The 22501-nt window shown below is 59.9% G+C and carries 15 protein-coding genes; 4 read left to right on the forward strand and 11 right to left on the reverse strand.

Annotated features, from left to right (window positions below):
• Window positions 1-40 precede the first annotated feature (40 nt).
• Window positions 41-1690 carry a hypothetical protein gene (locus tag M1E04_RS08965; RefSeq protein ID WP_456292787.1) on the reverse strand — a complete coding sequence of 550 codons (1650 nt, stop codon included), beginning with the start codon at window positions 1688-1690 and terminating at the stop codon, window positions 41-43.
• Window positions 1691-2015: 325 nt separating this feature from the next.
• Window positions 2016-3887: a hypothetical protein gene (locus M1E04_RS08970; protein ID WP_192130090.1), complete on the reverse strand. Its 1872-nt coding sequence runs from the start codon at window positions 3885-3887 to the stop codon at window positions 2016-2018.
• A gap of 355 nt (window positions 3888-4242) precedes the next feature.
• Between M1E04_RS08970 and M1E04_RS08975 the strand changes: the two genes are divergently transcribed.
• A complete protein-coding gene (locus M1E04_RS08975; protein WP_456292788.1) occupies window positions 4243-6555 on the forward strand; it encodes an autotransporter outer membrane beta-barrel domain-containing protein in 2313 nt (770 codons plus the stop codon).
• A gap of 76 nt (window positions 6556-6631) precedes the next feature.
• On the opposite strand, the gene M1E04_RS08980 is transcribed toward M1E04_RS08975, so the two are convergent.
• The 5 genes from M1E04_RS08980 to acnA all read right to left on the reverse strand — a co-directional run bounded on the left by M1E04_RS08980 (window position 6632) and on the right by acnA (window position 14135).
• Complete coding sequence (locus tag M1E04_RS08980; RefSeq protein WP_065988684.1) at window positions 6632-7297, reverse strand: hypothetical protein; 666 nt, start codon at window positions 7295-7297, stop codon at window positions 6632-6634.
• A gap of 422 nt (window positions 7298-7719) precedes the next feature.
• On the reverse strand, window positions 7720-8373 hold the full coding sequence (locus M1E04_RS08985) for a hypothetical protein (protein ID WP_296308298.1): 654 nt from the start codon (window positions 8371-8373) through the stop codon (window positions 7720-7722).
• Between the two features lie 285 nt (window positions 8374-8658).
• A complete protein-coding gene (locus M1E04_RS08990; protein ID WP_369319277.1) occupies window positions 8659-10224 on the reverse strand; it encodes a methyl-accepting chemotaxis protein in 1566 nt (521 codons plus the stop codon).
• A gap of 101 nt (window positions 10225-10325) precedes the next feature.
• Window positions 10326-11117, reverse strand: coding sequence for a CPBP family intramembrane glutamic endopeptidase (locus M1E04_RS08995; RefSeq protein WP_456292789.1), 792 nt, complete (start codon window positions 11115-11117; stop codon window positions 10326-10328).
• A 276-nt stretch (window positions 11118-11393) separates the two neighbouring features.
• Window positions 11394-14135, reverse strand: coding sequence for an aconitate hydratase AcnA (gene acnA / locus M1E04_RS09000; RefSeq protein ID WP_065988680.1), 2742 nt, complete (start codon window positions 14133-14135; stop codon window positions 11394-11396).
• Between the two features lie 235 nt (window positions 14136-14370).
• On the opposite strand from acnA, the gene rlmM reads away from it, so the two are divergent.
• Together rlmM and M1E04_RS09010 are read left to right on the forward strand one after the other, a co-directional pair.
• Window positions 14371-15438, forward strand: coding sequence for a 23S rRNA (cytidine(2498)-2'-O)-methyltransferase RlmM (gene rlmM, locus M1E04_RS09005; protein WP_192130096.1), 1068 nt, complete (start codon window positions 14371-14373; stop codon window positions 15436-15438).
• A 75-nt stretch (window positions 15439-15513) separates the two neighbouring features.
• Window positions 15514-16941 (forward strand): FAD/NAD(P)-binding protein, encoded by a 1428-nt coding sequence (locus M1E04_RS09010; protein ID WP_456292790.1) that lies wholly within the window; start codon window positions 15514-15516, stop codon window positions 16939-16941.
• 89 nt (window positions 16942-17030) lie between these two features.
• Here the strand turns inward: M1E04_RS09010 and soxR are convergent, their stop codons facing one another.
• Window positions 17031-17492, reverse strand: a complete 462-nt coding sequence (gene soxR / locus M1E04_RS09015; protein ID WP_065988678.1) for a redox-sensitive transcriptional activator SoxR — start codon at window positions 17490-17492, stop codon at window positions 17031-17033.
• A 179-nt stretch (window positions 17493-17671) separates the two neighbouring features.
• Between soxR and M1E04_RS09020 the strand changes: the two genes are divergently transcribed.
• Window positions 17672-18013, forward strand: a complete 342-nt coding sequence (locus tag M1E04_RS09020) for an antibiotic biosynthesis monooxygenase (protein WP_296313023.1) — start codon at window positions 17672-17674, stop codon at window positions 18011-18013.
• A gap of 31 nt (window positions 18014-18044) precedes the next feature.
• Here the strand turns inward: M1E04_RS09020 and M1E04_RS09025 are convergent, their stop codons facing one another.
• The 3 genes from M1E04_RS09025 to M1E04_RS09035 form a co-directional block, all read right to left on the reverse strand.
• Window positions 18045-19148: a sigma-54 interaction domain-containing protein gene (locus M1E04_RS09025; protein ID WP_456293167.1), complete on the reverse strand. Its 1104-nt coding sequence runs from the start codon at window positions 19146-19148 to the stop codon at window positions 18045-18047.
• A 145-nt stretch (window positions 19149-19293) separates the two neighbouring features.
• Window positions 19294-20430, reverse strand: coding sequence for an FMNH2-dependent alkanesulfonate monooxygenase (gene ssuD, locus M1E04_RS09030; RefSeq protein ID WP_065988676.1), 1137 nt, complete (start codon window positions 20428-20430; stop codon window positions 19294-19296).
• Window positions 20431-20774: 344 nt separating this feature from the next.
• Complete coding sequence (locus tag M1E04_RS09035; RefSeq protein ID WP_456292791.1) at window positions 20775-22391, reverse strand: inorganic phosphate transporter; 1617 nt, start codon at window positions 22389-22391, stop codon at window positions 20775-20777.
• Window positions 22392-22501: the final 110 nt, after the last annotated feature.

Below are 22501 nucleotides of genomic sequence, written 5' to 3' on the forward strand. Positions count from 1 at the left end.
TCGCAGGCTCGCGCGAATTACAGATTAGCGAACTGGCGAATCAGCGAACTGCAACGCCCAGGCTGCCATTGATGTGCAGCAGTTTGAAATCCTTGCCGGTGTTGAGGTTCTTCACGTAGTACCACTTCGCACCGAACACGTTCTTGGCAACGGTGGAGGACCAATAGTTGCCGTTGCCCATCGGCCAGCGGTTGCCATAGGCGTTATAGATCTCGATCAGCTCATGGATGCTCGGGATGCGCCCGCCGATGCGGTTCGCGGCGTTGGAGATTTGAGTCAGGTTGCCGGAGCCGATGCCGTGGCATTCGATGACGCCGGTGACGGTTACGTCGTAACTCTGCTGTTCGCCTGCTGAATCGGTGACGGTGATGGTTGCCACGCCGTTACCGCGCACCGATGTCCAGCCGGACGCTGCTACGACGGCCACCTTCGCATCGCTGGTCGAATAGGTATAAGGAGGGCTACCGCCGCTGGCGATGCGATGGACCGTAGTACCACTCGGGAATGCCGGCAGCAAATCCGGATAAGCGGGCAGCAGGTAGACCTTACCGGCCAGGGTCACCGGAGACGTGTCAAACATCATGCCCTCGCGCACCTGAAGTTGCAGGGGCTCGGACTCCATGTCGACGCCATTGCGCGTCACAATGTAGTTGAGGGTCGCGGTGCTGCCGATGCTCATCTCGATCAACATTTTGGGCACGCCAAAGACCAGTTCCGTCATGCTGCCGACATTCATCATCATGGTCTCGAACGTGCGTGCGCCGACCCAGCGCACTCGCACCAGATCCCTAGGGTCCATCCCGCGATAACTGACACGCACCATCGCGTCCCAGCCGGTAATCAGTGAAGGACGCAGAACGCCGTCTGGCCCGACCGTGTCGACCGTTGGCGCGGGCAGTTCCAGCGCAGCACTCATGATCTTCAGCGCAAGTTTGGCCGATTCCTGCACGATGCCGCTGCCGCGCGTCACGGTGTATGACACCTCGACGTTTTGCCCGTCATTGACCGCGACGACGCTGTTAGGGAACACCAGCGCCAGGGCCTGCCCGGCTTCAGCGGCCGAAATGATGTTCTCTTGCCGATCGTTGCCCTTCGGACCGTTCCAGTGAGCAATGACCGTTTCGCCTTCGCGCAGATCAGCCGTGGCATCGATCACCAATGTGGCGCCATTCACCGCATCGGCCGGGTCCAGGATCTGATTATTGGCTTCGCGGATGACCGGTGCCGGTAGCGGTTGGCGCATCCCCAGGTCGAGCTGGATCATCACCGGATCGGAGACCATCGACACGTTGCCCGCGCGGTCGGTGACGGTATAGGTGACCGCGGACGTCTGGCAGTCCGCCTGTTCCATGAACGGACGCGTGAAGTCCACCATCACCCGGTTCAGGCCCATGTCGTTGGCATCAACGACGGCCATCGGCCCCTCCAGCGGACCCCAATAGGTGCGGATTTCGTCGCCAGCGGCCATGCCGCTGTACCCTGCAATCTTGCCCGGGAGGATATTGTTGAGGGCTTCCAGCTCGGAGGAGGTCAGGCCGTTCTGGATGACGTCGGGGAAGATGATGGGGGCGAGTTGTGGTGCGCCTGGGGCGGTTCGGTCGATTTGGATGGGGGTTGTGCCGGAGAAGTTCTCAAAGTCAGTATTCGGGTTATAGACGCGATATGAGACTTGATGCGAGCCCTCGGTCAACAGCGCTACAGGCACCTCTAGAGTAAGAATGTCCCCTGGCTTGTTGGCCCCAACGATAGGTTTCTGGGGTGGAATTTTATTGCCATCGAAGACTAACTCATATGTATGGCCAGGCACCGCAGCTGCCCAGACTGGAAAGTTTACGTTGAGAGGCGAGTCCAGGCGCTCGATCGGTATCAGACCATCGTCAATAGCCGCAGGTACCTGTGGCAAGTCAAGGGGGATGGGCGCGCGGGGTTCATTAATGTTCTGATTACTCATATTTTATTCCCTAATTGGTGTTAAGAGGGCAAGGCAGCTCGCGCTGCCCTGCGGTGATTAATAGTTAGTCGAATCGGATGGTGCAGGTTGTTTCGATTGCTTCTCTCATATCAACTGGCACTCGCGTTAGTTTAGATGTAACAGCGCTTTGATTGCTGCCAGGGGCTGGTTCGACCCGCACGTAGGCTTCGCAATACCCAGCGCAGATGGTTCTTAACGTATTGAATGGAACATGAAAACTATAGCCGTTCACAATGTCAATATCGTCCAGTTCCCTCGTCGCCGTGAAGGTCGCTGCTTCGACAGGGTTGTTGCTTTCGTCAAATCCTCGGAAAGTGAAAAAAAGTTTCTGATTCTCCGCAATGTTTGCGTAGGGAGCGATATGCCCATCTGTTCCATTCGCCGCAACGGTAAGCGAGATAAGCCCCGCTGCGGTAAGTTTGAATGCAGGACCTTCGATGCCTTCAGTGCCGCCCGGCAGTTCCTCCTTTGAGCGAACAGTGATCGGCTGCGTGGTAGACATTACGGCGTTGGGGTTACCAGCGCGAACAACGGCATATCGAACCGGAATCTCAGCGCCGGTACCCTGTGCCCTCATAATTGAGTTCGCAACAGGGATAATCAAGTCTCGTCCTGCCGCGATATCTTCTTCTTTGATCTGATACCACTGCAGTCTTGACTGCTCACCCCAAAATAGATTGATATCGTCATTGATCCGGAACTGCGGATCCCATTTGACAATTGCGCGCGCATTGAGCTCGTAGTCATCTTCATCAATGAAGTTATCAGTTTTGTCAGGGTTGTTCAGGCTCGTTCCCTGGACAACTGGGGCAATTGCTGGCTCTGCAATCGGAAGGGTCAGAAACACTTCAACTTCAGTGCTCAGCGATGAGCCGGTGAGCTGGTTCTGTCGAGCGACCTCATAACTAATTGCGATGTCTCCAACGGGTGTAAGTGCAATTGTTTCGTAGGGTACACGGACGGATAAGACAATGTCCTCACCCTCACTCTCTGGTGGAAGTTGTACCGGCAGCATGGGTTTTTCCGCACCCCAAAATAGGGTGATTTGATCAAAGGCTTGAGCCCCTGGGTAGCGGGGAATATCAACCCTCACGCCAGCTCGCGCTTCACTATATTCAATGACATCACCAATGGTTGGATCAGGAATAGGCGCCGGGTAGTTTTCAGGCAGTTGTTCCAGTAGCAGCAAAATATCTACAGGGATGGAAGATTTTGATCTGTTTCCCGCCCGATCTATGACCTCGTACGTTACTGCTTGGGCGCCGGGGGGAATGGCCCGTAAGAAGTCACCCGAAAAGCGCAATACCACCTTGTTTAAACCCATGTCGTCTTCGTTCACAACTGCTGTGGGTCCGTCCACGCCTGCCCACATACTCCGTATCAGGTCGTGCTTGGCCATTCCCGTGTATCCCGCTACATGAGCGTCGACTTGGTCCCCCAGTTGGGCAAGCTCTGCAGCGGTCAGTCCATTCTGAACTTCCACCGGGAAGTGGATGGCTGAAAGCTCTGGTTTGCCTGGCTCGGTTTTATCAATCACTACCGGGAAAGGGTCCGAGAAATTCTCATATTCTGTCGCAGGGTTGAATACTCGATACCCTGCGGTGTGCTCACCCTCAATGAGTAACGTCACTGCGATTTCGAGTGTAAGGGGGTTGCCCGGGACGTCTGTATCCTCGATGACTTTTTCAGGGCCCGTGGGTTCGCCATCCCACACGAGCTGATATGTAAATCCTGGCCGTGCGGCTTCCCAGACTTTCAGATCCAGAATCAGGTTGCCGCCTAACTCACTTACGGGAATCAAACCAAAATTATCTTGATCGTGGAATGCAACGGCGATGTCGGGAGCATCCAACGGAATAGGTGCCCGCTCTTGTCGAGGATTAATGATGATTGGCGATTGTGGGGAGGTGTTCATAAGATTCCTTTTAGTTTCTAGATGTATAAACAGTGCGACTCTGTCTTTTATGAATGTTGGACTGGGTATCAACCAGTTCGCTATTTAACTAATAGAAATGTGGATCGAAGGTCAACGCGTTTTTTTTGATCTTCTGTAGGGCTGGGGGTCGTTGTAGGACGTTTGTACGTCATCGGAAACACAGGTCATGCATCGGATCGATGACGTCGACCAATGCAGGTCGGCCCACGCCCTATTTGTGTGTAGTCCCGGTACTTCATAAGTTTGGGAAATTTCCTACTTCAAAAAAAATCCAAATTATTTCATTGAAGATTTATTGCCTCGCAGAATCTAGGCCTCATGTAATGGAGGTCCTATGCTGTCACTCATAAATATCACGCCTGTAACGTTTCAACGGAATGTGCTGGCCTTATCGGTGGGCTTTTTTTCCCCACTCTTGCTCGCTAAATCTACCTTGGACTTTACTGTCGGCCTCTCAGCGGGGAGTGATGTAGAATTGAGTCGGACCAAAACTGAGCTCGTTGATGGAAAAAAAATACTGGTGCATGAGGTCGACGGAGTACCTCATACCCTTGATGGTGTTTCCAATGCTGGAAATTTCAGAGTGATCAACGGCGGCGAGTTGAATTTAGTAAACGGTTCGACCATCGACTGGGTCGAGATCCAAAACTCTACTTTGAATGTCAGTCGCAGCTTTGTGCGTGATGGGATCGGCGTCCACTCTGGAGAAGTCCTGATCCAGGATTCAGATGTAAGTAACGCCGATGGTATCGGGATACGTCTGTACCTCACAGGTTCTGATCTCGTATCACCATCAGTTGTGACTCTCAAAAGCAGTAGCGTTACTGGCGTAGGTTTTGGAGCCGCCGTGGGGACGACGGGTGAGATTCGTTTGGCAAACTCCTTGGTAACAGGGATCGGCACACTTAGCGATCAAGAGGGTAATGCAGGGTTGAAGCTCGCAGGTGGAATCGCGCGGATCAGCGAAGGAAGCCATGTATCAGGAAGCGAATCAGGGATCCGCATAATTAATGGCTCTCACGGTCTCAGCGAGCAAGATAATCGGGTGCAAATCGATGGCTCCACTGTTTCGGCAACTGTGGGCTCTGCTATCAAGGTAACGAAGAGTTCTATCTTTGAAACAGAGACGACGATTGGCCAAATAATTATTACCGATAATGCTGTACTGCAGGCGGGCAATGGTCGCCTTGTCGACGTGGATCAGGAAAGTACCGCCAACGTAAAAGTGATCAACAGCACCCTCTCCGGTGATTTCGTCGCCGACGACACCAGCACCCTCAACGTGGTGCTGCGCAATCACGGGCAGTTGAACGGGAATATCGTCAATGGCGATTCCGTGACCATCGATTCCAGTGGTCGCTGGCAGCTTGCGGCGGATAACAGCGTTAATTCGCTCGCGCTGGACGGCGGCAGCGTTGGCTTCACCGGAGACGGCTTTCATTCGCTTTCGCTGGGCAAGCTGTCCGGCTCCGGGCTGTTCGATATGCGTATCAACCTCGACGACGGCACCGGCGACCTGCTCAGCGTGAATGGGGAGGCGTCGGGCAAGCATCGACTGCGTATCCAGAACACCGGCACTGAAGCCGTCCCCGCCGAGTTCGACCCGCTTCGGGTGGTTCACACCGAAGGCGGGGATGCCGAGTTCGGGCTGGTGGGCGGTCGGGCAGATCTTGGGGTGTATTCCTACGAGCTCGAACGCCAGGGCACTGACTGGTTTATCGTCGGCTCCGGCAAGGAGATCAGCCCTTCCACGAAAAGTGCGCTGGCGTTGTTCAATACCGCACCGACGGTATGGAACAGCGAGTTGACGACGTTGCGCAGTCGCATGGGGGAGGTGCGCGGCCAAGGGCAGGGCGGCGGCTGGATGCGTACCTATGGCAGTCGTTTCAATGCGGCGCTGGATTCCGGCGTTGATTACAGTCAGAAGCAGCAGGGTCTGTCGTTCGGTGCGGATGCGCCCGTGCCCGTGAGCAACGGTCAGCTGTTGCTCGGTTTGATGGGGGGATACAGCAAGTCGGATCTGGACATCGGCCGAGGCACGTCGGGTCAGGTCGACAGCTACTACGTCGGCGCGTATGGCACGTGGTTGTCGGAGGGCGGTTATTACCTGGACGGCGTGGTGAAACTGAACCAGTTCCATAACGAGTCCAAGGTGGCGATGAGCGATGGCACCAAAGCCAAAGGCGATTACAGCAGCAAGGCATTGGGTGGATCGCTGGAAGTCGGCAAGCATATAAAGCTGGGCGATGAGTATTTCGTCGAGCCGTTCGCGCAGGTATCCAGCGTCTGGATCGATGGCAGCAGCTACGCGCTGGACAACGGCATGCAGGCCAGAACCAACCAGACGCAGTCGATGCTGGGCAAGGTCGGCACTACCGTGGGGCGCAGCTTCAGGCTGAAAGACGGCGGCATTGTTAAACCGTACGCGCGAGTGGCGATGGCCCACGAGTTCTCCCGCAGTAATGACGTCAGCGTGAACGGTCAGCGTTTTGACAACGACTTGTTCGGCTCCCGCGCGGAATTGGGTGCAGGTGTTTCGGTGTCGCTGTCCGAGCGACTCCAGGTGCACGCTGATTTCGATTACATGAAGGGTGAGCATGTTGAGCAGCCTTGGGGTGCGAACGTGGGGGTGCGTCTGGCGTTCTGACATTCGCGTCAGTTGATTGAAACGCGGTTCCAAAGCCCCGGCTGCAGCGATGCAGTCGGGGCTTTTTTACGTGGGCTCAGGGTTTGGGCTGCATCCGGCGCCGTCGCGGTGGACGGCCAAGGGGCGAGCCTTTGCCGCGTCGCTTCCTCAGGCGGGGCAGGTTGACGGTGAGCGTTTCCGAAATGCCCACGAGCCTGGCGCGCCGCACCACTTCGTAGCGCACCTCGACGCACCCGCTCTCGTAGTCCGCGAGGGTTTCATTGTTGAGGTACTGAACCAGGCGAGGGCCTTTGCGACCTTCTACCTTGCCGACGGTGGTGTAGAACGTGTTGTGGCCCCAGCGCAGCTTCAGGTGATCCCCAAACCACAGTTTCGGAGAGCGCGGGATGTTGATGTAGATGCCCACGTTCAACTGGGCGTCGGTCGGGCCTTCGGGGTCGGCACCGGTGATGAAAGGCGCTTCGAATACAGGCGCCGGAGGTGGGTCCTTCATTTCGTGATGCCAGGGAAATCCCGGGGCGTTTTGAAGCTGGCCGGCGTAGACCATCGCCTGTTCAGCCGCACTCTTGGCCACGGGCGGCACCGCCTGCAGATCTTCGTAGAGCGGGATTGAACTCTTGCCGGGTGGTTTGCGTTTGGTCCTGCGGGTATTTTTCGGGTTTGGTACTGTTAATTTTTTATTGTTATCTGGCTCGATCGGTTGTGAGTGGGGTGACGGCTGGATATCCGTTTCATCTTCCATTGGAACTCCTTGATCAGATCGCTAGTGCGAGGATTACAGGATTGTGTGTTGTGCGCTTGCTTGTAGGACTGCGGCGCTGCACATGCCTATGATCGATTCGAAAAATAGTACTGTCAAACAAGCGAAGTGCATGGGATTGCATGGCTTCTTTGAAAAAAATTCGCGGTTGAATAGATCTTTAATGTGTGAGTCCGGCCGTTTTCAGGGGGTTTTTGAGCGATTTAAATAATTATATATCGCGCGTAGTCTATAAAATTTTGGTAGTCCATCAGACACTTCCTACGGAGATGTAGGTTCTGTGGAATCGAGATGCCCAAAAATAATTTAAATTATTTTCTTGGGGCGAATTTGTTGACAAAACCTCCACGCATTAGCGTGGAGGTGGTTACTTTTGGTATTCAGATGAATGGCGCGAACACCGGTTACAATTTAATTGAAACCAGGGTCGGGAGGCTGGTGATGGAGACGTTGCCCGCCCGGTCGGTGACGAAGTACTCGACCGACACCGTTTCGGCTGCATGGGCTTGCAGGTGTTCGCGGCTGAACGCGATTTCGACAGGTCTGAGGGTGAGCTCATCCGCCTCGACCTTATGGGACGGGCCTGCAACGCCGTTGAGTAATGTCTGGATGACATCGCCGGGTGCCATGCCGGCGTAGCTTGGCAGGAGGCCAATGAGTTGATCACCGAGGGTGGCGGTGGGAAAGATAAGGGGGGCGAGGAGGGTGGCGCCGGGTTTTGTGCGGTCTATTTTGAGTGCTGCGACGGGAGATTCGCGAGTTACTCCATTAATATTATTTGTGACTTGATAACTGAGGGAATAACTGCCGCTTCGACACAACAAGCTGTGACTTAGCTGAAGCTGCATTATATCGCCAGGCTTTTGGTCGCCCACTACAACCGGCGTGTCAATGAGATCCCCGTCAAGTCTCAATTGCACACGATAGCCTGGACGTGCACCCTCCCAAATCATGACCTCGACGGGAACGTCTCGAGTTAAATCTCCGGTTTGTAAAAGTCCGTCGATAGGATCTGCTGTGGTTGCAAACGGGGCGCTGAGAGGAAATTGCTCATTCATAAAGAACTCCATCAAGCACAGCTCTCCGCTTCGATCCGCAGAAAGCGTGCACATAAGATTAAATTATCCAGATCAACAAATACCCCACCAATGGTGGTAACTATCTATCGTCTTTCAATAATCAACTAATAGAGTTCTACAAATCCTGTCAACACCCAACCCCCCGCTACAAACCAAAAAGCGCACTCCCAAATGATTTTCAGAAATGTCCTACTTAAACCCCGATACAAACAAAAAGGCCCCGGCAGGCAATCTGCCGGGGCCTTCGTTTAACCCGTCAATCACTCAGCGGTTAAAGCGTTCCACCAATGAGTATTGCGTGTTGGCTGTGTGGGTCAGTTCCGCACTGAGCGCGGCTGAGCGACGGGCTTCGTCGGAGGTTTGGTCGGCCAGATGCGCGATGGTGCTGATGTTGCGGCTGACCTCTTCTGCGACCGAGCTTTGCTCCTCAGTGGCAGCGGCGATCTGCGTGGTCATGTCGGTGATGTTGGCCACTGCGTCGCTGATGCCCACCAGCGCCCTGTCGGCTTCCATGACCTGCTCGACACCTTCTTCAGCCTGGCGCCGGCCTGTGTCCATGGTCTGCACCGCATTGGTGGCCGTCTGTTGCAGCTTGGCGATGAGGGCGTGGATCTGGCCGGTGGATTCGGTGGTGCGTTGGGCGAGTTGTCGGACTTCATCGGCGACGACGGCAAAGCCACGACCCATTTCGCCCGCACGAGCGGCTTCGATGGCGGCGTTGAGGGCCAGCAGGTTGGTCTGATCGGCGATGCCTTTGATGACATCGACGACGCCACCGATTTCGTTGCTGTCCTTGGCCAGCTGAGTCACGGTCAGGCCGGTTTCGCCCACCGACGTGGACAAGCGCTGGATGGCTTCGCGGGTGTCACTGGCGATCTCGCGGCCGCGACGGGTCAGCTCGTTGGCCTGCTGTGTGGCGTCAGCGGTGCGCTGCACGTGATTGGCGACTTCCTGGGTGGTCGCAGCCATCTGGTTGACGGCGGTGGCGACCTGTTCGGTTTCGACGCGCTGACGTTCCAGGCCGGAGGAGCTGGCCTGGGCCAGGGTGTCGGACTGACGCGCCTGAGCGTTGAGGTGTTCGGCGGTGTCCTGCAGGCGGGTGAGGCACGTCTTGAGACGCGCTTCCTGGCTGAGGATCGACATTTCCAGCCGCGCCTGTGCGCCGCGACTGTCGGTGTACATCTGCGCGATCAGCGGGTCTGACGTGGTTTGCTCGGCCAGGCGCAGCAGGCGCTTGAGGCCACGCTGTTGCCAGCTCAGCCCCAGCAGGCCAAGGGGGACCGACAGCGCGGCGGCGAGCAGGAAGCCCCAATGGGAATTCAGCCACACACCAATCAAAAAGCTCACTTGGCTGACCAGAATGAATGGCAGCCAGTCCTGCAACATCGGCAGCCATTTGTCGCGGCTTGGCACGGCACTTTTGCCGCTGTTAAGGCGTTTGTAGAGTGCTTCGGCGCGGCGCACCTGTTCAGCGGTTGGCTTGATGCGCACGGACTCGAAGCCCACCACCTGCTTGTTCTCGAAGACCGGCGTGACGTAAGCGTTGACCCAATAGTGGTCGCCGTTCTTGCAGCGATTCTTGACGATCCCCATCCACGGCAGGCCCTGCTTGAGCGTGGCCCACATGTGTTCGAAGACCGCCGCCGGCACGTCCGGATGACGCACGGTGTTGTGGGGCGACTTGATCAGTTCATCTTGAGAAAAACCGCTTATTTCAATGAAGGCGTCGTTGCAATAGGTGATGACGCCGCGCGCATCGGTGGTAGAGATCAACCGTTGCTGCGCCGGGAAGGTCCGTTCGCGTTGAGTGATGGGCTGGTTATTTCGCATGAGCTATTCGATCCAGGAAGGCTGTGAAGGGTTATCGGCCCGATGCGAAAAAATATTAAGCTTTTGTGAACTGCGTCATAGGTCGGGTGTCGTGGAGGCGTTTACCGGTCGAACATCGGGTAGGTGAACACGCTGAAATGCAGCAGGTTCAGGCCGAAGTGGGTGAGCACGGCAGCGGGCAGACCGCCCAGTCGATAGGCAACGCCATAACCCACGCCCGCGATGCCCGCCACAAGCGCCCATTCCCACCCGGCACCGATGTGCGCGAGGCCGAACAGCGCAGATGCCGCCCCGATTGCGAGGGCGTCGTGGCAGGGGAAGTGTTGCAGCCATCTTTTCAAACTGCCCTGCAGGTAACCGCGAAACAGCAGTTCCTCGGTCAGCGCGACCAGCAGCAGGTTGTTCAGCGCCCAGATGCCCGTTTGCTCGGGCCACTTGGGCGACCAGCCGACGAGGCCCATCAACATCGCGGTTGATAAACACGCGGCGGCGGTGACGGGCAGCGCGATGCTGGTGACGCCCAGCCAGCGTTTGGGACTCAACGCGATAAACACCCAGGGGCAGGCGATGGCGATCCAGAAGCCGATGAGAGGCTTGTCGAGGTTCAGGTACATCGAATACGGCGCGGCCTCGGGGCTGAGGCGCACGCCGGCAATCGCTCTGGCGCTGAGGAAACCGGGCAACCAGTGACTGGCCAGCCCCGCTGCAATGGCGATGAACAGGGCGTGACCGAATAGGCGCACGGCGCGGTGCTGGAAATGGCTGACGCAGATGCCGGCCATGATCAGCAGTCCGAACGTGATAACCACGGGCACGCTGAGCTGGCCGTAGAGCAGCGCCAGGCAGTAGCCGAGAGAGAGCAGAAAGAGGGAAGTCCAGCGTTGCACCGACATGGAGTCGACCTTGAGTGTCGGAATAGGCTGGCGATTTTAACGTTGATTAAACACGGGTGTATGTCGGATCAAACGTGGAGTTGGTCCGATTATTTCGGGGATGCAGGGCGGAGGTTGTGTAGGGCGTTTCTGATAACGACGGATTTGGTTTGGACACTGGCAATTTGCGGTGAGGCAGACGACGCCTTCCCGGCTAAAGCCAGTCCCAAATGTAGGACCGGCTTCAGCCGGGAAGGGGCCCGGACAAGCGCCATCATTCTTTAGTCAGGCATCGCCTCAGGACGCAATCAATTGCCGCAGCACGTAATGCAGAATCCCGCCCGCCTTGAAGTATTCCACTTCATTCAGGGTATCGATCCGGCACAGCACGTCGATGTTGTCCTGCTGACCATCCTCGCGGGTGATCTGCACCGCCAGGCCCATGCCTGGTTGCAGCGTGGCACCGGTCAGCCCGGTGATGTTCAGCACTTCCTTGCCGGTCAGGCCCAGGGTTTTACGGCTTTCGCCCGCCCTGAACTGCAGCGGCAGGACGCCCATGCCGACCAGGTTTGAACGGTGGATACGCTCGAAACTCTCGGCAATCACCGCTTTGACGCCCAGCAGATTCGTGCCTTTCGCCGCCCAGTCGCGACTGGAGCCCGTGCCGTATTCCTGACCGGCAATGACCACCAGCGGCGTGCCTTCTTCCTGGTAACGCATGGCCGCGTCATAGATCGGCAGCTTCTCGTCGGTGGGCACGTGCAGCGTGTAGCCGCCTTCTTCGCCGCCGAGCATTTCGTTGCGAATGCGGATGTTGGCGAAGGTGCCGCGCATCATCACTTCATGGTTGCCGCGCCGCGAGCCGTAGGAGTTGAAGTCCTTGTACTCCACGCCCTTGCTGCGCAGGTAGCGCCCGGCCGGGCTGTCCAGTTTGATGTTGCCGGCGGGCGAGATGTGGTCAGTGGTCACCGAATCCCCCAGCACCGCCAGCACGCGAGCCTGCTGCACGTCGGCGATGACCGGCAATGGCCCGGCGACCTCCTCGAAGAAAGGCGGGTGCTGAATGTAGGTCGAGTCCGGCTGCCAGACATAGGTCGCCGCCTCGGGCACCTCAATCGCCTGCCACTGCTCGTCGCCGGCGAAGACCTCCGCGTATTCCTTGTGAAACATGCCGGTGCTGACGTTCATGACCGCGTCGGCGATCTCCTGCTGGGTCGGCCAGATATCACGGAGGTAAACCGGCTGGCCGTCGCTGCCTTCGCCCAGGGGTTCGCTGCTCAGGTCGGTGCGCACGGTGCCGGCCAAGGCGTAAGCGACCACCAGCGGCGGTGAGGCCAGCCAGTTGGTTTTTACCAGCGGGTGCACGCGGCCTTCAAAGTTTCGGTTGCCTGACAGCACTGACGCGACGGTCAGGTCCGACTGCTGAATGGCTTTTTCGATCGGGTCAGGAAGCGGCCCGGAGTTACCAATGCAGGTAGTGCAGCCGTAGCCCACCAGGTCGAAGCCCAACTTATCGAGGTACTCGGTCAGGCCGGCGGCGTTGTAGTAATCGGTCACGACCTTCGAGCCGGGCGCCAGCGAACTCTTCACCCACGGTTTGCGCTGCAGGCCTTTCTCCACGGCCTTTTTCGCCAGCAGACCGGCCGCCATCATCACGCTCGGGTTGGACGTGTTGGTGCAGGAGGTGATGGCAGCGATAACCACTGCACCGTTTTTCAGGCGATAGGTCTGGCCGTTGTATTCATACTCAGCCTCGCCCACCTGGGCGGCGTTGCCCACCGCGACACCGCCGCCGCCTTCGCTTTCCAGTCGGCCTTCTTCGTGTTTGCTCGGGCTGACTGCCAGGCCCAGGAAGTCACTGAAGGCCTTGGACACATCGGGAAGGGCGACGCGGTCTTGCGGACGTTTAGGCCCTGCGAGGCTCGCGACCACCGAGCCCATGTCCAGCTCCAGCGCATCGGTGAACGCCGGTTCCTGACCGGGCAAACGCCACAGGCCCTGGGCCTTGCAGTAGGCCTCGACCAATTGCACCGTTTCGTCCGGACGGCCCGACAGGCGCAGGTAATCCAGGGTGACGTCGTCGACCGGGAAAAAGCCGCAGGTCGCGCCGTATTCCGGGGCCATGTTGGCAATGGTGGCCCGGTCCGCCAGCGGCAAGTCCGCCAGGCCATCGCCATAGAATTCGACGAACTTACCAACTACGCCTTTCTTGCGCAGCATTTGCGTCACGGTCAGCACCAGGTCGGTGGCGGTGATGCCTTCGCGCAGTTTGCCGCTGAGCTTGAAGCCGATGACTTCCGGAATCAGCATCGACACGGGTTGGCCGAGCATGGCCGCTTCCGCCTCGATGCCGCCGACGCCCCAGCCAAGTACGCCGAGGCCGTTGATCATTGTGGTGTGGGAATCGGTACCGACCAGCGTGTCCGGAAAGGCGTAGGTGCGGCCGTCTTCTTCCTTGGTCCACACGGTGCGGCCAAGGTATTCCAGGTTGACCTGATGGCAGATCCCGGTGCCCGGCGGCACTACGCTGAAATTATCGAACGCGTTCTGGCCCCAGCGCAGAAACGCGTAACGCTCGCCGTTGCGCTGCATCTCGATGTCGACGTTCTCGCCGAAGGCCTTGTCGTCGCCGAAGCGGTCGACCATGACCGAGTGATCGATGACCAGATCCACTGGCGACAACGGATTGATGCGCTGGGGATCGCCACCGGCCTTGGCCACGGCGGCGCGCATGGCGGCCAGGTCAACCACGGCCGGCACGCCGGTGAAATCCTGCATCAGCACGCGCGCGGGGCGGTACTGGATTTCCCGGTGGGATTTGCGCTCGGTCAGCCAGTCGGCGAGGGCCTTGAGGTCGTCGCCGGTCACCGTGTGGTTGTCTTCCCAGCGCAGCAGGTTTTCCAGCAGCACCTTGAGCGACATCGGCAGTTTATCGAGATTGCCCAGCGTGCGCGCGGCATCCGGGAGGCTGAAGTAGTGGTAGGTCTTGTTGCTGACTTCGAGGGTTTTGAGGCTTTTCAGGCTATCGAGGGAGGGCATGACTGACTCCTTGACGGTCCGCGCAGCACGCGCGGACGGGCGATCGACGGTAAGACAGGGCTTGCAGCAGCGCTCTGGTTGGCGGCTTTAAATGATCGTTGAGTAGTACTGGACCCACCGGCTGAGCCAGTGGTTCCTGATTCGGCTATCATGCGCCGCTTTCGAGTCATTGAGGTTAATCCTCATGTACAGCTTGCGCCGCGACTCGATTCGTGGCGCGCGAGGAGACCGTCCCGTGAACACCCTTTTCATGCATTGCCGCCCCGGCTTCGAAAGCGAGGTCTGCTCGGAACTCAGCGAGCACGCCGCTCGCCTTGAGGTGTCCGGCTACGCCAAGGCCAAGACCGACGCCGCCTTTGCCGAATTCATCTGCACCGAGGCCGATGGCGCGGAGCGGCTGATGAACAGCCTGAAGTTCTGCGAGCTGATTTTCCCCCGGCAGTGGGCCCGTGGCGTGTTTGTCCAGCTGCCGGAAACCGACCGCATCAGCGTGATCCTCGAACACATGGCCGGCTTTGCGCCGTGCGGCAGCCTGTGGCTGGAAGTGGTCGACACCAACGACGGCAAGGAGCTTTCGACGTTCTGCCGCAAGTTCGAGGCGCCATTGCGCAAGGCGCTTGAGAAGGCCGGCAAACTGGTCGACAACCCGAGCCTGCCGCGTTTGCTGCTGACGTTCAAAAGCGGGCGCGAAGTGTTCCTTGGGCTGGCCGACGCGAACAACTCGGCGATGTGGCCCATGGGCATTCCGCGCCTGAAATTCCCCCGGGAAGCGCCCAGCCGCTCGACCCTCAAGCTGGAAGAGGCCTGGCACCACTTCATCCCCCGGGATCAGTGGGACGAGCGCCTGTCGGGCGACATGACCGGCGTCGACCTGGGCGCGGCGCCCGGGGGCTGGACCTACCAACTGGTGCGGCGCGGCATGCTGGTCACCGCCATTGATAACGGTCCGATGGCCGAAAGCCTGATGGACACCGGGCTGGTGCAGCACCTGATGGCCGACGGCTTTACCTTCAAGCCCCGTCAGCCGGTGGACTGGATGGTCTGCGACATCGTCGAAAAGCCCGCACGCAACGCCGCGCTGCTGGAAACCTGGCTGGGCGAGGGTTTGTGCCGCGAGGCGGTGGTCAACCTCAAGTTGCCGATGAAGCAGCGTTACGCCGAAGTGCGACGCTTGCTGGAGCGCATCGAAGACGGCTTCAAGGCGCGCGGCGTCAAGGTCGCCATCGGCTGCAAGCAGCTGTACCACGACCGCGAAGAAGTGACCTGCCACCTGCGGCGGCTGGACATGAAACGCAAGGGCTGACGTCGGTTTGAATCCGGTGCCACGCTGTCCATAATCAGCCATGCGCGCCCGCGGGGCGAAGAGAAGGGGGAAGCAATGAGCGCTGAACACAATGGACCTGACGCCGACATCCTCATCGTCGGCGGTGGCCTCAGCGGCACCATGCTCGCGGTGCAGCTGCTGCGCCTGCCGGGGCAACGGCGCATCGTCATCGCCGAGTCACGCAGCGAGTTGGGCCGGGGTGAGGCCTACAGCGCCACCGAGCCGGGCCACACGCTGAACGGCAACGCCGCACGCATGAGCGTCGACCCGGACGACGTCGACGATCTCACCCGCTGGCTGACCGACTACATTGCTGCCGGAGGCTGGCCGGAGTCTGACCAGCAGCACGTGCCGGTGGCCGAGCTGTTTCCGCCCCGCGGGATTTTCGGTCTGTACGTTCAGCAGCGTCTGGCCGAGGCACGGGTGGTCGGCGAGCGCTATGGTTCCACCGTCGAGCACGTGCGCGGCGAAGTGACCGACCTGCAGACTGACGCAGCCGGCGTGCGCCTGACCCTCGCCAGCGGCGAACACCTGACTGGCCGATTCGGCGTATTGGCAACGGGCATGTTCGCCGCCGCGCGCACGCCTCAGCGCGATTCAAACGCCCTCAACGCCGCTGCCGTCGATCCATGGGATGTCGATGCCATGGGCCAGCTCGACCCCCAGGGCCGGGTGCTGATCATCGGCTCGGGCCTGACCATGGTCGACGCCGTGGTGTCCCTTGAGCAAGCCGGTCACCGTGGGCCCATTGACGTGTTTTCCCGCCACGGCCTGCTGCCCCACGTTCGCCGCCAACCGTCGACATGGCCGGACTTTCTCGCCGCCGACCTGAACATACGCAGCACCCGGCAACTGGTCAGGGCCTTGCGCGAGCAGTGCGCGCAAGCGGCGGAGCAGGGCATCGACTGGCAGGCGCCGCTCGACACTGTGCGCGTGCATATTCCACGGCTGTGGAGTCAGGCCTCTGACCTGCAGCGCCGCCAATTCGTACGCCACGTCCGGCCGTGGTGGGAAAGCCATCATCACCGCTCGCCGCCGCCCAGTGCGAAGTTGCTGGAGCGGCTGATCGGCGAAGGGCGCCTGCACATCCACGCCGCCTCGTTGCTCAGGGTGGAGGGCGCCGAGGCCGGGCAGATTTCCATCAGCGTTCGCTATCGCGGGCAGGACATGGCCACGACGGAGAGTGGCGCAGCGCTGATCAACTCGACCGGCATTCAATACGACTGGCGCCGGGTTGACCGGGCCTTGCCGCGCAATCTGCTGGCCCGTGGCCTGATTCAGCCGGGGCCGTTGGCGCTTGGCATTGCCGCCGACGCGGGTGGTGCGGTCATGGACGCCGAAGGACGGATTTCGGCGCGGCTCTACGCCATGGGCCCGCCCTTGCGCGGGCTGTGGTGGGAAAGCACCGCGGTGACCGACGTGGCGTTGCAGGCCAGGCTGCTGGCGGCGCGACTGGCGGCGGTGTGCAACGTGCCAAGCTGAATAACCAGGAGATTGCGTCCCCCACGACGCAATTATCTGTCACTGGTCGACCAGACTCTTGCCGATACCCGGGTCAGTCCGCAACACCTTCAATCCTGATCCAGCAGGCGCGGCCCGGCGCCTTGCTCGCTCAAGCTGTCACCGAAGTTACGCAGCGGGCAGGCCTCCATCGACAGGCAGCCGCAACCGATGCAGCCACTGAGCTGGTCGCGCAGGGCGGTGAGACGGTTGATGCGTTCATCCAGATCGGCTTTCCAGCGCTCGGACAGCCGCGTCCAGTCGTCAAGGCTGGGCGGGCGGTCCTGGGGCAGGGTTTGCAGCGCGGTCTGAATGGTCGCCAGCGGAATGCCCAGGCGCTGGGCAGTTTTGATCAACGCCACCCGACGCAGCACATCCCGGGGGTAGCGCCGCTGATTGCCGGCGTTGCGCTGGCTGCTGATCAGGCCTTTGGCCTCGTAAAAGCGCAGCGCGGTGATGGCCACGCCGCTGCGGGCGGACAACTGGCCGACGGTGAGTTCGCGGGCGATGGGCGGGATGTCCTGGGTGAGCATGCAATCTTCCTGTGTGCCGAACGACGCTTGACCTCCAGTTAACTGGAGGTTTTATCCTGCGCAGCATCGCTTGGCCGGACCGGCTTGGCAAGTGGGGCCCCGGCGCAAGAAACGTATGGGGCCATGCCGGTTTGCGCAGCATCCTGTTCAGCAACAACCGTCATCCGTGGAGAACGTTCATGACACCAGCAGCCGCTCATCTCCCTTTTAGTCAGTTCGTCGAGTTCGCCGTCGACCCCCGCCATCAGGCCGGGCTGGTCGGGGCGCTCAACGAGCGTTTCGAGCGATTCACCTGCACCTACCCAGGTTTTGTCCGCGCCAGCGTGCAGGTCAGTGAAGACCGCCAGCGGGTGCTGAGCCACGTGCAATGGCTGTCGAAGACCGACTGCGAGCGCGCGTTCGAAAATGCCGAGCAGGGCGAAGGGGATTTGTGGGAGTTGATTCGTCAACACCGGGCGACGTCGATGATCTTCAACGCTTACGAAGTGGCGGGGGAAATCGTAGGACCGCGTCAGGGATGAGCGCAGTCCCAACGGTTGCATCGCTGTAGGCTCACACCGACAAGTGCAGCATCCGTTCACCCTGGGTCTGCTCGCCGGGGCGGCGCTTGTTGACGGCCAGTTCACCGATCTTGATCAGCCGCGCACGCACTACGTTGCGGCTCAACCCCAGCAACTGCGCGGTGTGCACCTGGTTGCAGTGGCTGAAGCGATAGGCCGCGCGCAACAAGGCGTCTTCGACCTTTTCGTGCAGCGCGCCGGCCTGCTCCTCGAACAGCCGCTGGAACGCCCTGGCCAGCAGCGCTTCGGTTGAATTGTCGACGATGGGGGCAGAATCTTCCTGACGCTCAAGGCGCAGGTTCGACAGGCGCAGATCGCTGGACTGAATCACGCCGTTGCGGCAGATCAGCAGGGTGTGGTGAATGACGTTTTCCAGCTCGCGAATATTCCCCGGCCAGCCGTAGGTCCGCAACTTGTGCTCGGCATCGGCGCTGATCTGGATCGGGCCGCAGCCCAGACGCTGGCTGTAGACGTCAATGAAGTGCCGGCTCAGCGGCATGATGTCGCCCGGCCGTTCGCGCAGGGTGCTCAGCTCCAGATTGACGACGTTGAGGCGATAGAACAGGTCTTCGCGAAAGTGCCCGGCGTTGATCGCGCGTTCCAGCTGCACGTTGGTCGCGGCCAGCACCCGCACGTTGATCGGCGTGCTCTTGCGCGAGCCCAGCCGCACCACTTCGCGCTCCTGCAGGACACGCAGCAGCTTGACCTGAATGGCCAGGGGCAGATCGCCGATTTCGTCGAGAAACAGCGTGCCGCCGTTGGCTTCTTCAAACCAGCCGGCCTTGGCGGTGAGGGCACCGGTGAACGCGCCTTTTTCCTGGCCGAACAGCTCCGCTTCCACCAGTGATTCCGAAAACGCGCCGCAGTTGACCGCCACGAACGGCTGGTGACGACGGCTGCTCAAGTTGTGAATGTGACGCGCCACCAGCTCTTTGCCGGTGCCGGTTTCGCCGATGATCAGCACGCTGGCATCGCTGGGCGCGACTTGTTCGATATGGGCCAGCAGCGCCTGGGATCTCGGGTCTTCGAACACCTGCGCGGTGGCACGAATCGAAGTCGCCAGGGCCGGCGAGGGCGGTAGGGTCAATAGCTGCATGGGGGTCACTTGTGGTTGGAACGGTAAGCTGGCTGTCATGAAGGACTCCTTGTCGCGATGGCCGTTGTCGCGATGGCAGATCAACCGTTTCCCACGCGCTGCGCGGTTGCGCAGCAAACGGGTGTTTCCAGGGGGTCGGCGAAACTTACTTCTGCGGTGGCAAGTCGTTGGCAATCATCTCGCCGAACGGGCCGGTGAGGTTGGTGATGCCGCGGCCTGCCAGGCTGCGATACGGCTCGGGCAACAGCGGGAACACCAGCTCGGCGAAGCGATAGGCTTCTTCCAGATGGGGGTAGCCGGAGAAGATGAAGCTTTCGATGCCCAGGTCCGCGTATTCCTTGATCCGCTCGGCGACTTCCTGCGGATTACCCACCAGCGCCGTGCCCGCACCGCCCCGTACCAGGCCGACGCCGGCCCACAGGTTGGGGGCGATTTCCAGGTTGTCGCGACGGCCGTCGTGCAATGCGGCCATGCGGCGCTGGCCTTCTGAGTCGAAACGGGAAAAAGATTTCTGTGCGGCGGCGATGGTGTCGTCGCTGATGTGCTCGATCAGGGTGTCGGCGGCTTTCCAGGCTTCTTCGCTGGTCTCGCGGACGATCACGTGCAGACGGATGCCGAACTTGACGGTACGGCCGTTGCGCGCAGCGCGTTCACGCACGTCCGCCAGCTTCTCGGCGACGGCGGCAGGGGGTTCGCCCCAAGTCAGATACACATCGACCTGCTCGGCGGCCAGTTCGTGGGCTGCCTCGGAGGAACCACCAAAATACAGCGGCGGATAGGGCTTCTGGATCGGCGGATACAGGGCTTTGGCGTTCTGCACTCTCAGGTGCTTGCCTTCGAAGTCCACGGCTTCGCCCTGCAACACGCGGCGCCAGATCTTCAGGAATTCGTCGGTGACTTCGTAACGTTCGCTGTGATCGAGGAAGCTGCCATCGCCACGGTTCTCATCAGGGTCTCCGCCGGTTACGACGTTGATCAGCAGGCGTCCGCCGGACAAGCGATCCAGGGTCGCGGCCATGCGCGCGGAAACGGTCGGAGAAATGATCCCCGGACGAATCGCCACCAGGTAACGCAGACGCTCGGTCAACGGCACGAGGGCCGATGCGATCACCCAGGAGTCTTCGCAGGAACGGCCGGTCGGAATCAGCACGCCGTGGTAACCGAGATCATCGGCGGCCTGGGCGACCTGCTTCAGGTAATTGAGCGTGACCGGGCGCGCGCCCTTGGTCGTGCCCAAGTAATGGCCGTCGCCGTGTGTCGGTAGAAACCAGAAAACATCCATGAGAAATCCTTCGAGCGGAATCGGTGGGCTTGTGACAAGTGCACCCGTTATAAAGGCTCCGATTTATTCCGTAAAAGAACTGAATTCCATATTTTTATAACCGTTAGTGATATGCCCTGTTTCTTGCTTATCAAGAGGGAAAAGAATGCTTGAGTGGCGAATAAACCTGCAGGAGCGCGCTTTGTGGGACTGGCTTTAGCCGGGAGGGCGGCGGGCGTCACGCCGCAGGATTGAGGGTGTCGACACAGGCCTCTTCCCGACTGAAGCCGGTCCCACTGAAAAGCACCGCGCAAAAAAAACAGGCGCCGAAGCGCCTGAAAGAGAGTACGGGAGACTCTTCGAAATCAGAAAATCTGGGTGAACAGCCAGTACAGGCTGCCCGACAACAGGATCGCGGCAGGCAGGGTCAGCACCCATGCCATCGCCAGATTGCGCAGGGTGCGCATCTGCAGGCCGGAGCCGTTGGCGACCATGGCGCCGGCCACCCCGGAGGACAGAACGTGGGTGGTCGACACCGGCAATCCATACATGTCCGCTGCACCAATGGTCAGCATCGCGACGACTTCCGCCGATGCGCCCTGGGCGTAGGTCAGGTGAGTCTTGCCGATTTTCTCACCGACGGTGATCACGATGCGTTTCCAGCCCACCATGGTGCCCAGGCCCAGCGCGATCGCTACCGCCACCTTGACCCACAGCGGAATGAAGCGCGTCGCGGTATCAATCTGCTGTTTGAACGTATCGACCTTGGCCTGGGTGTCCCCGTCGAAGTTGCCGACCTTGTTTTTGTCCATCAGGCGGATGGCTTCGGAGGTCAGGTACATGTCGTTCCGCACGTTGGCGGTGGCCTCGGCCGGCACCTTGGCCAGTGACCCGTAACTGGCGACCTGATCGCCGATCTTGCCGGCCATGACGGCCAGCGCCGGGACCAGTTCAGGGGTCGCCTGCTTGTCGCGGATGTAAACGGAAAGTGTCTGTCTGGAATCGGCCGGCGCGGGCAGGGGCGCCGCTTTGCTCAGGGCCTGTTGGGTGACTTGGGCGACCGCCGCGAACTGCACCGACTGGTCGGACGGCATGGCGCGGTTCAACGCGTAGGCCATCGGCAGCGTGCCCACCAGAATCAGCATGATCAGGCCCATGCCTTTCTGACCGTCGTTTGAGCCGTGGGCGAATGAGACGCCGGTGCAGGTCAGGATCAGCAGGCCGCGAATCCAGAGCGGTGGCGGCTTGTTGCCTTCCGGCGCTTTGTACAGCGCGCGGTTCTTCACGAACATGCGCAGCGCCATCAGCAACAGCGCGGCGCAGGTGAAGCCCACCAGCGGTGAGAGCAGCAGGGAATAACCGACTTTGGTCGCCTGAGACCAGTCCACGCCGCTGGTGCCGTCGCGGCCGTGCATCAAGGCGTTGGCGATACCGACGCCGATGATCGAGCCGATGAGTGTGTGGGAGGAGGAGGCCGGCAGACCCAGCCACCAGGTGCCGAGGTTCCACAGGATCGCCGCGATCAGCAGGGCGAAGATCATCGCGTATCCCGCCGATGAGCCGACTTGCAGGATCAGCTCGACCGGGAGCAGGGCAATGATGCCGAACGCCACCGCGCCGCTGGAAAACAGCACACCCAGGAAGTTGAACGTTCCCGACCAGACCACGGCGAAGTTCGGCGGCAGGGAGTGGGTGTAGATGACGGTGGCGACGGCGTTGGCGGTGTCGTGGAAACCGTTGACGAACTCAAAGCCGAGCGCGATGACCAGCGCCACGCCGAGCAGAATGAACGGCGTCCAGGTCAGCACGACGGTACCCAGATCGTCCATGTCCTGCTTGAGGCTGTAGCCGGTGTAAAACAGGCCCAATACCAGTACGACGCAGAAAATCACCATCGTCAGCACGCCAGGCTTGCGCCCGAATTGGGCACTCAGTCCGGGCCCCTGTTGCAGAGGGCGTTGAGCCAGTGAGGGGGTTGCCATGGGTCGCGATCCTGTTGAGGTGGGATGGTGACCATGATCATTACAAAATGTGACAGAGATGCGACACGGGTCACGTTTTGGCTGGATTTCCTGGGGTTAGGGACCAGTGG

It is taken from the genome of Pseudomonas sp. AK106, from assembly GCF_053903055.1.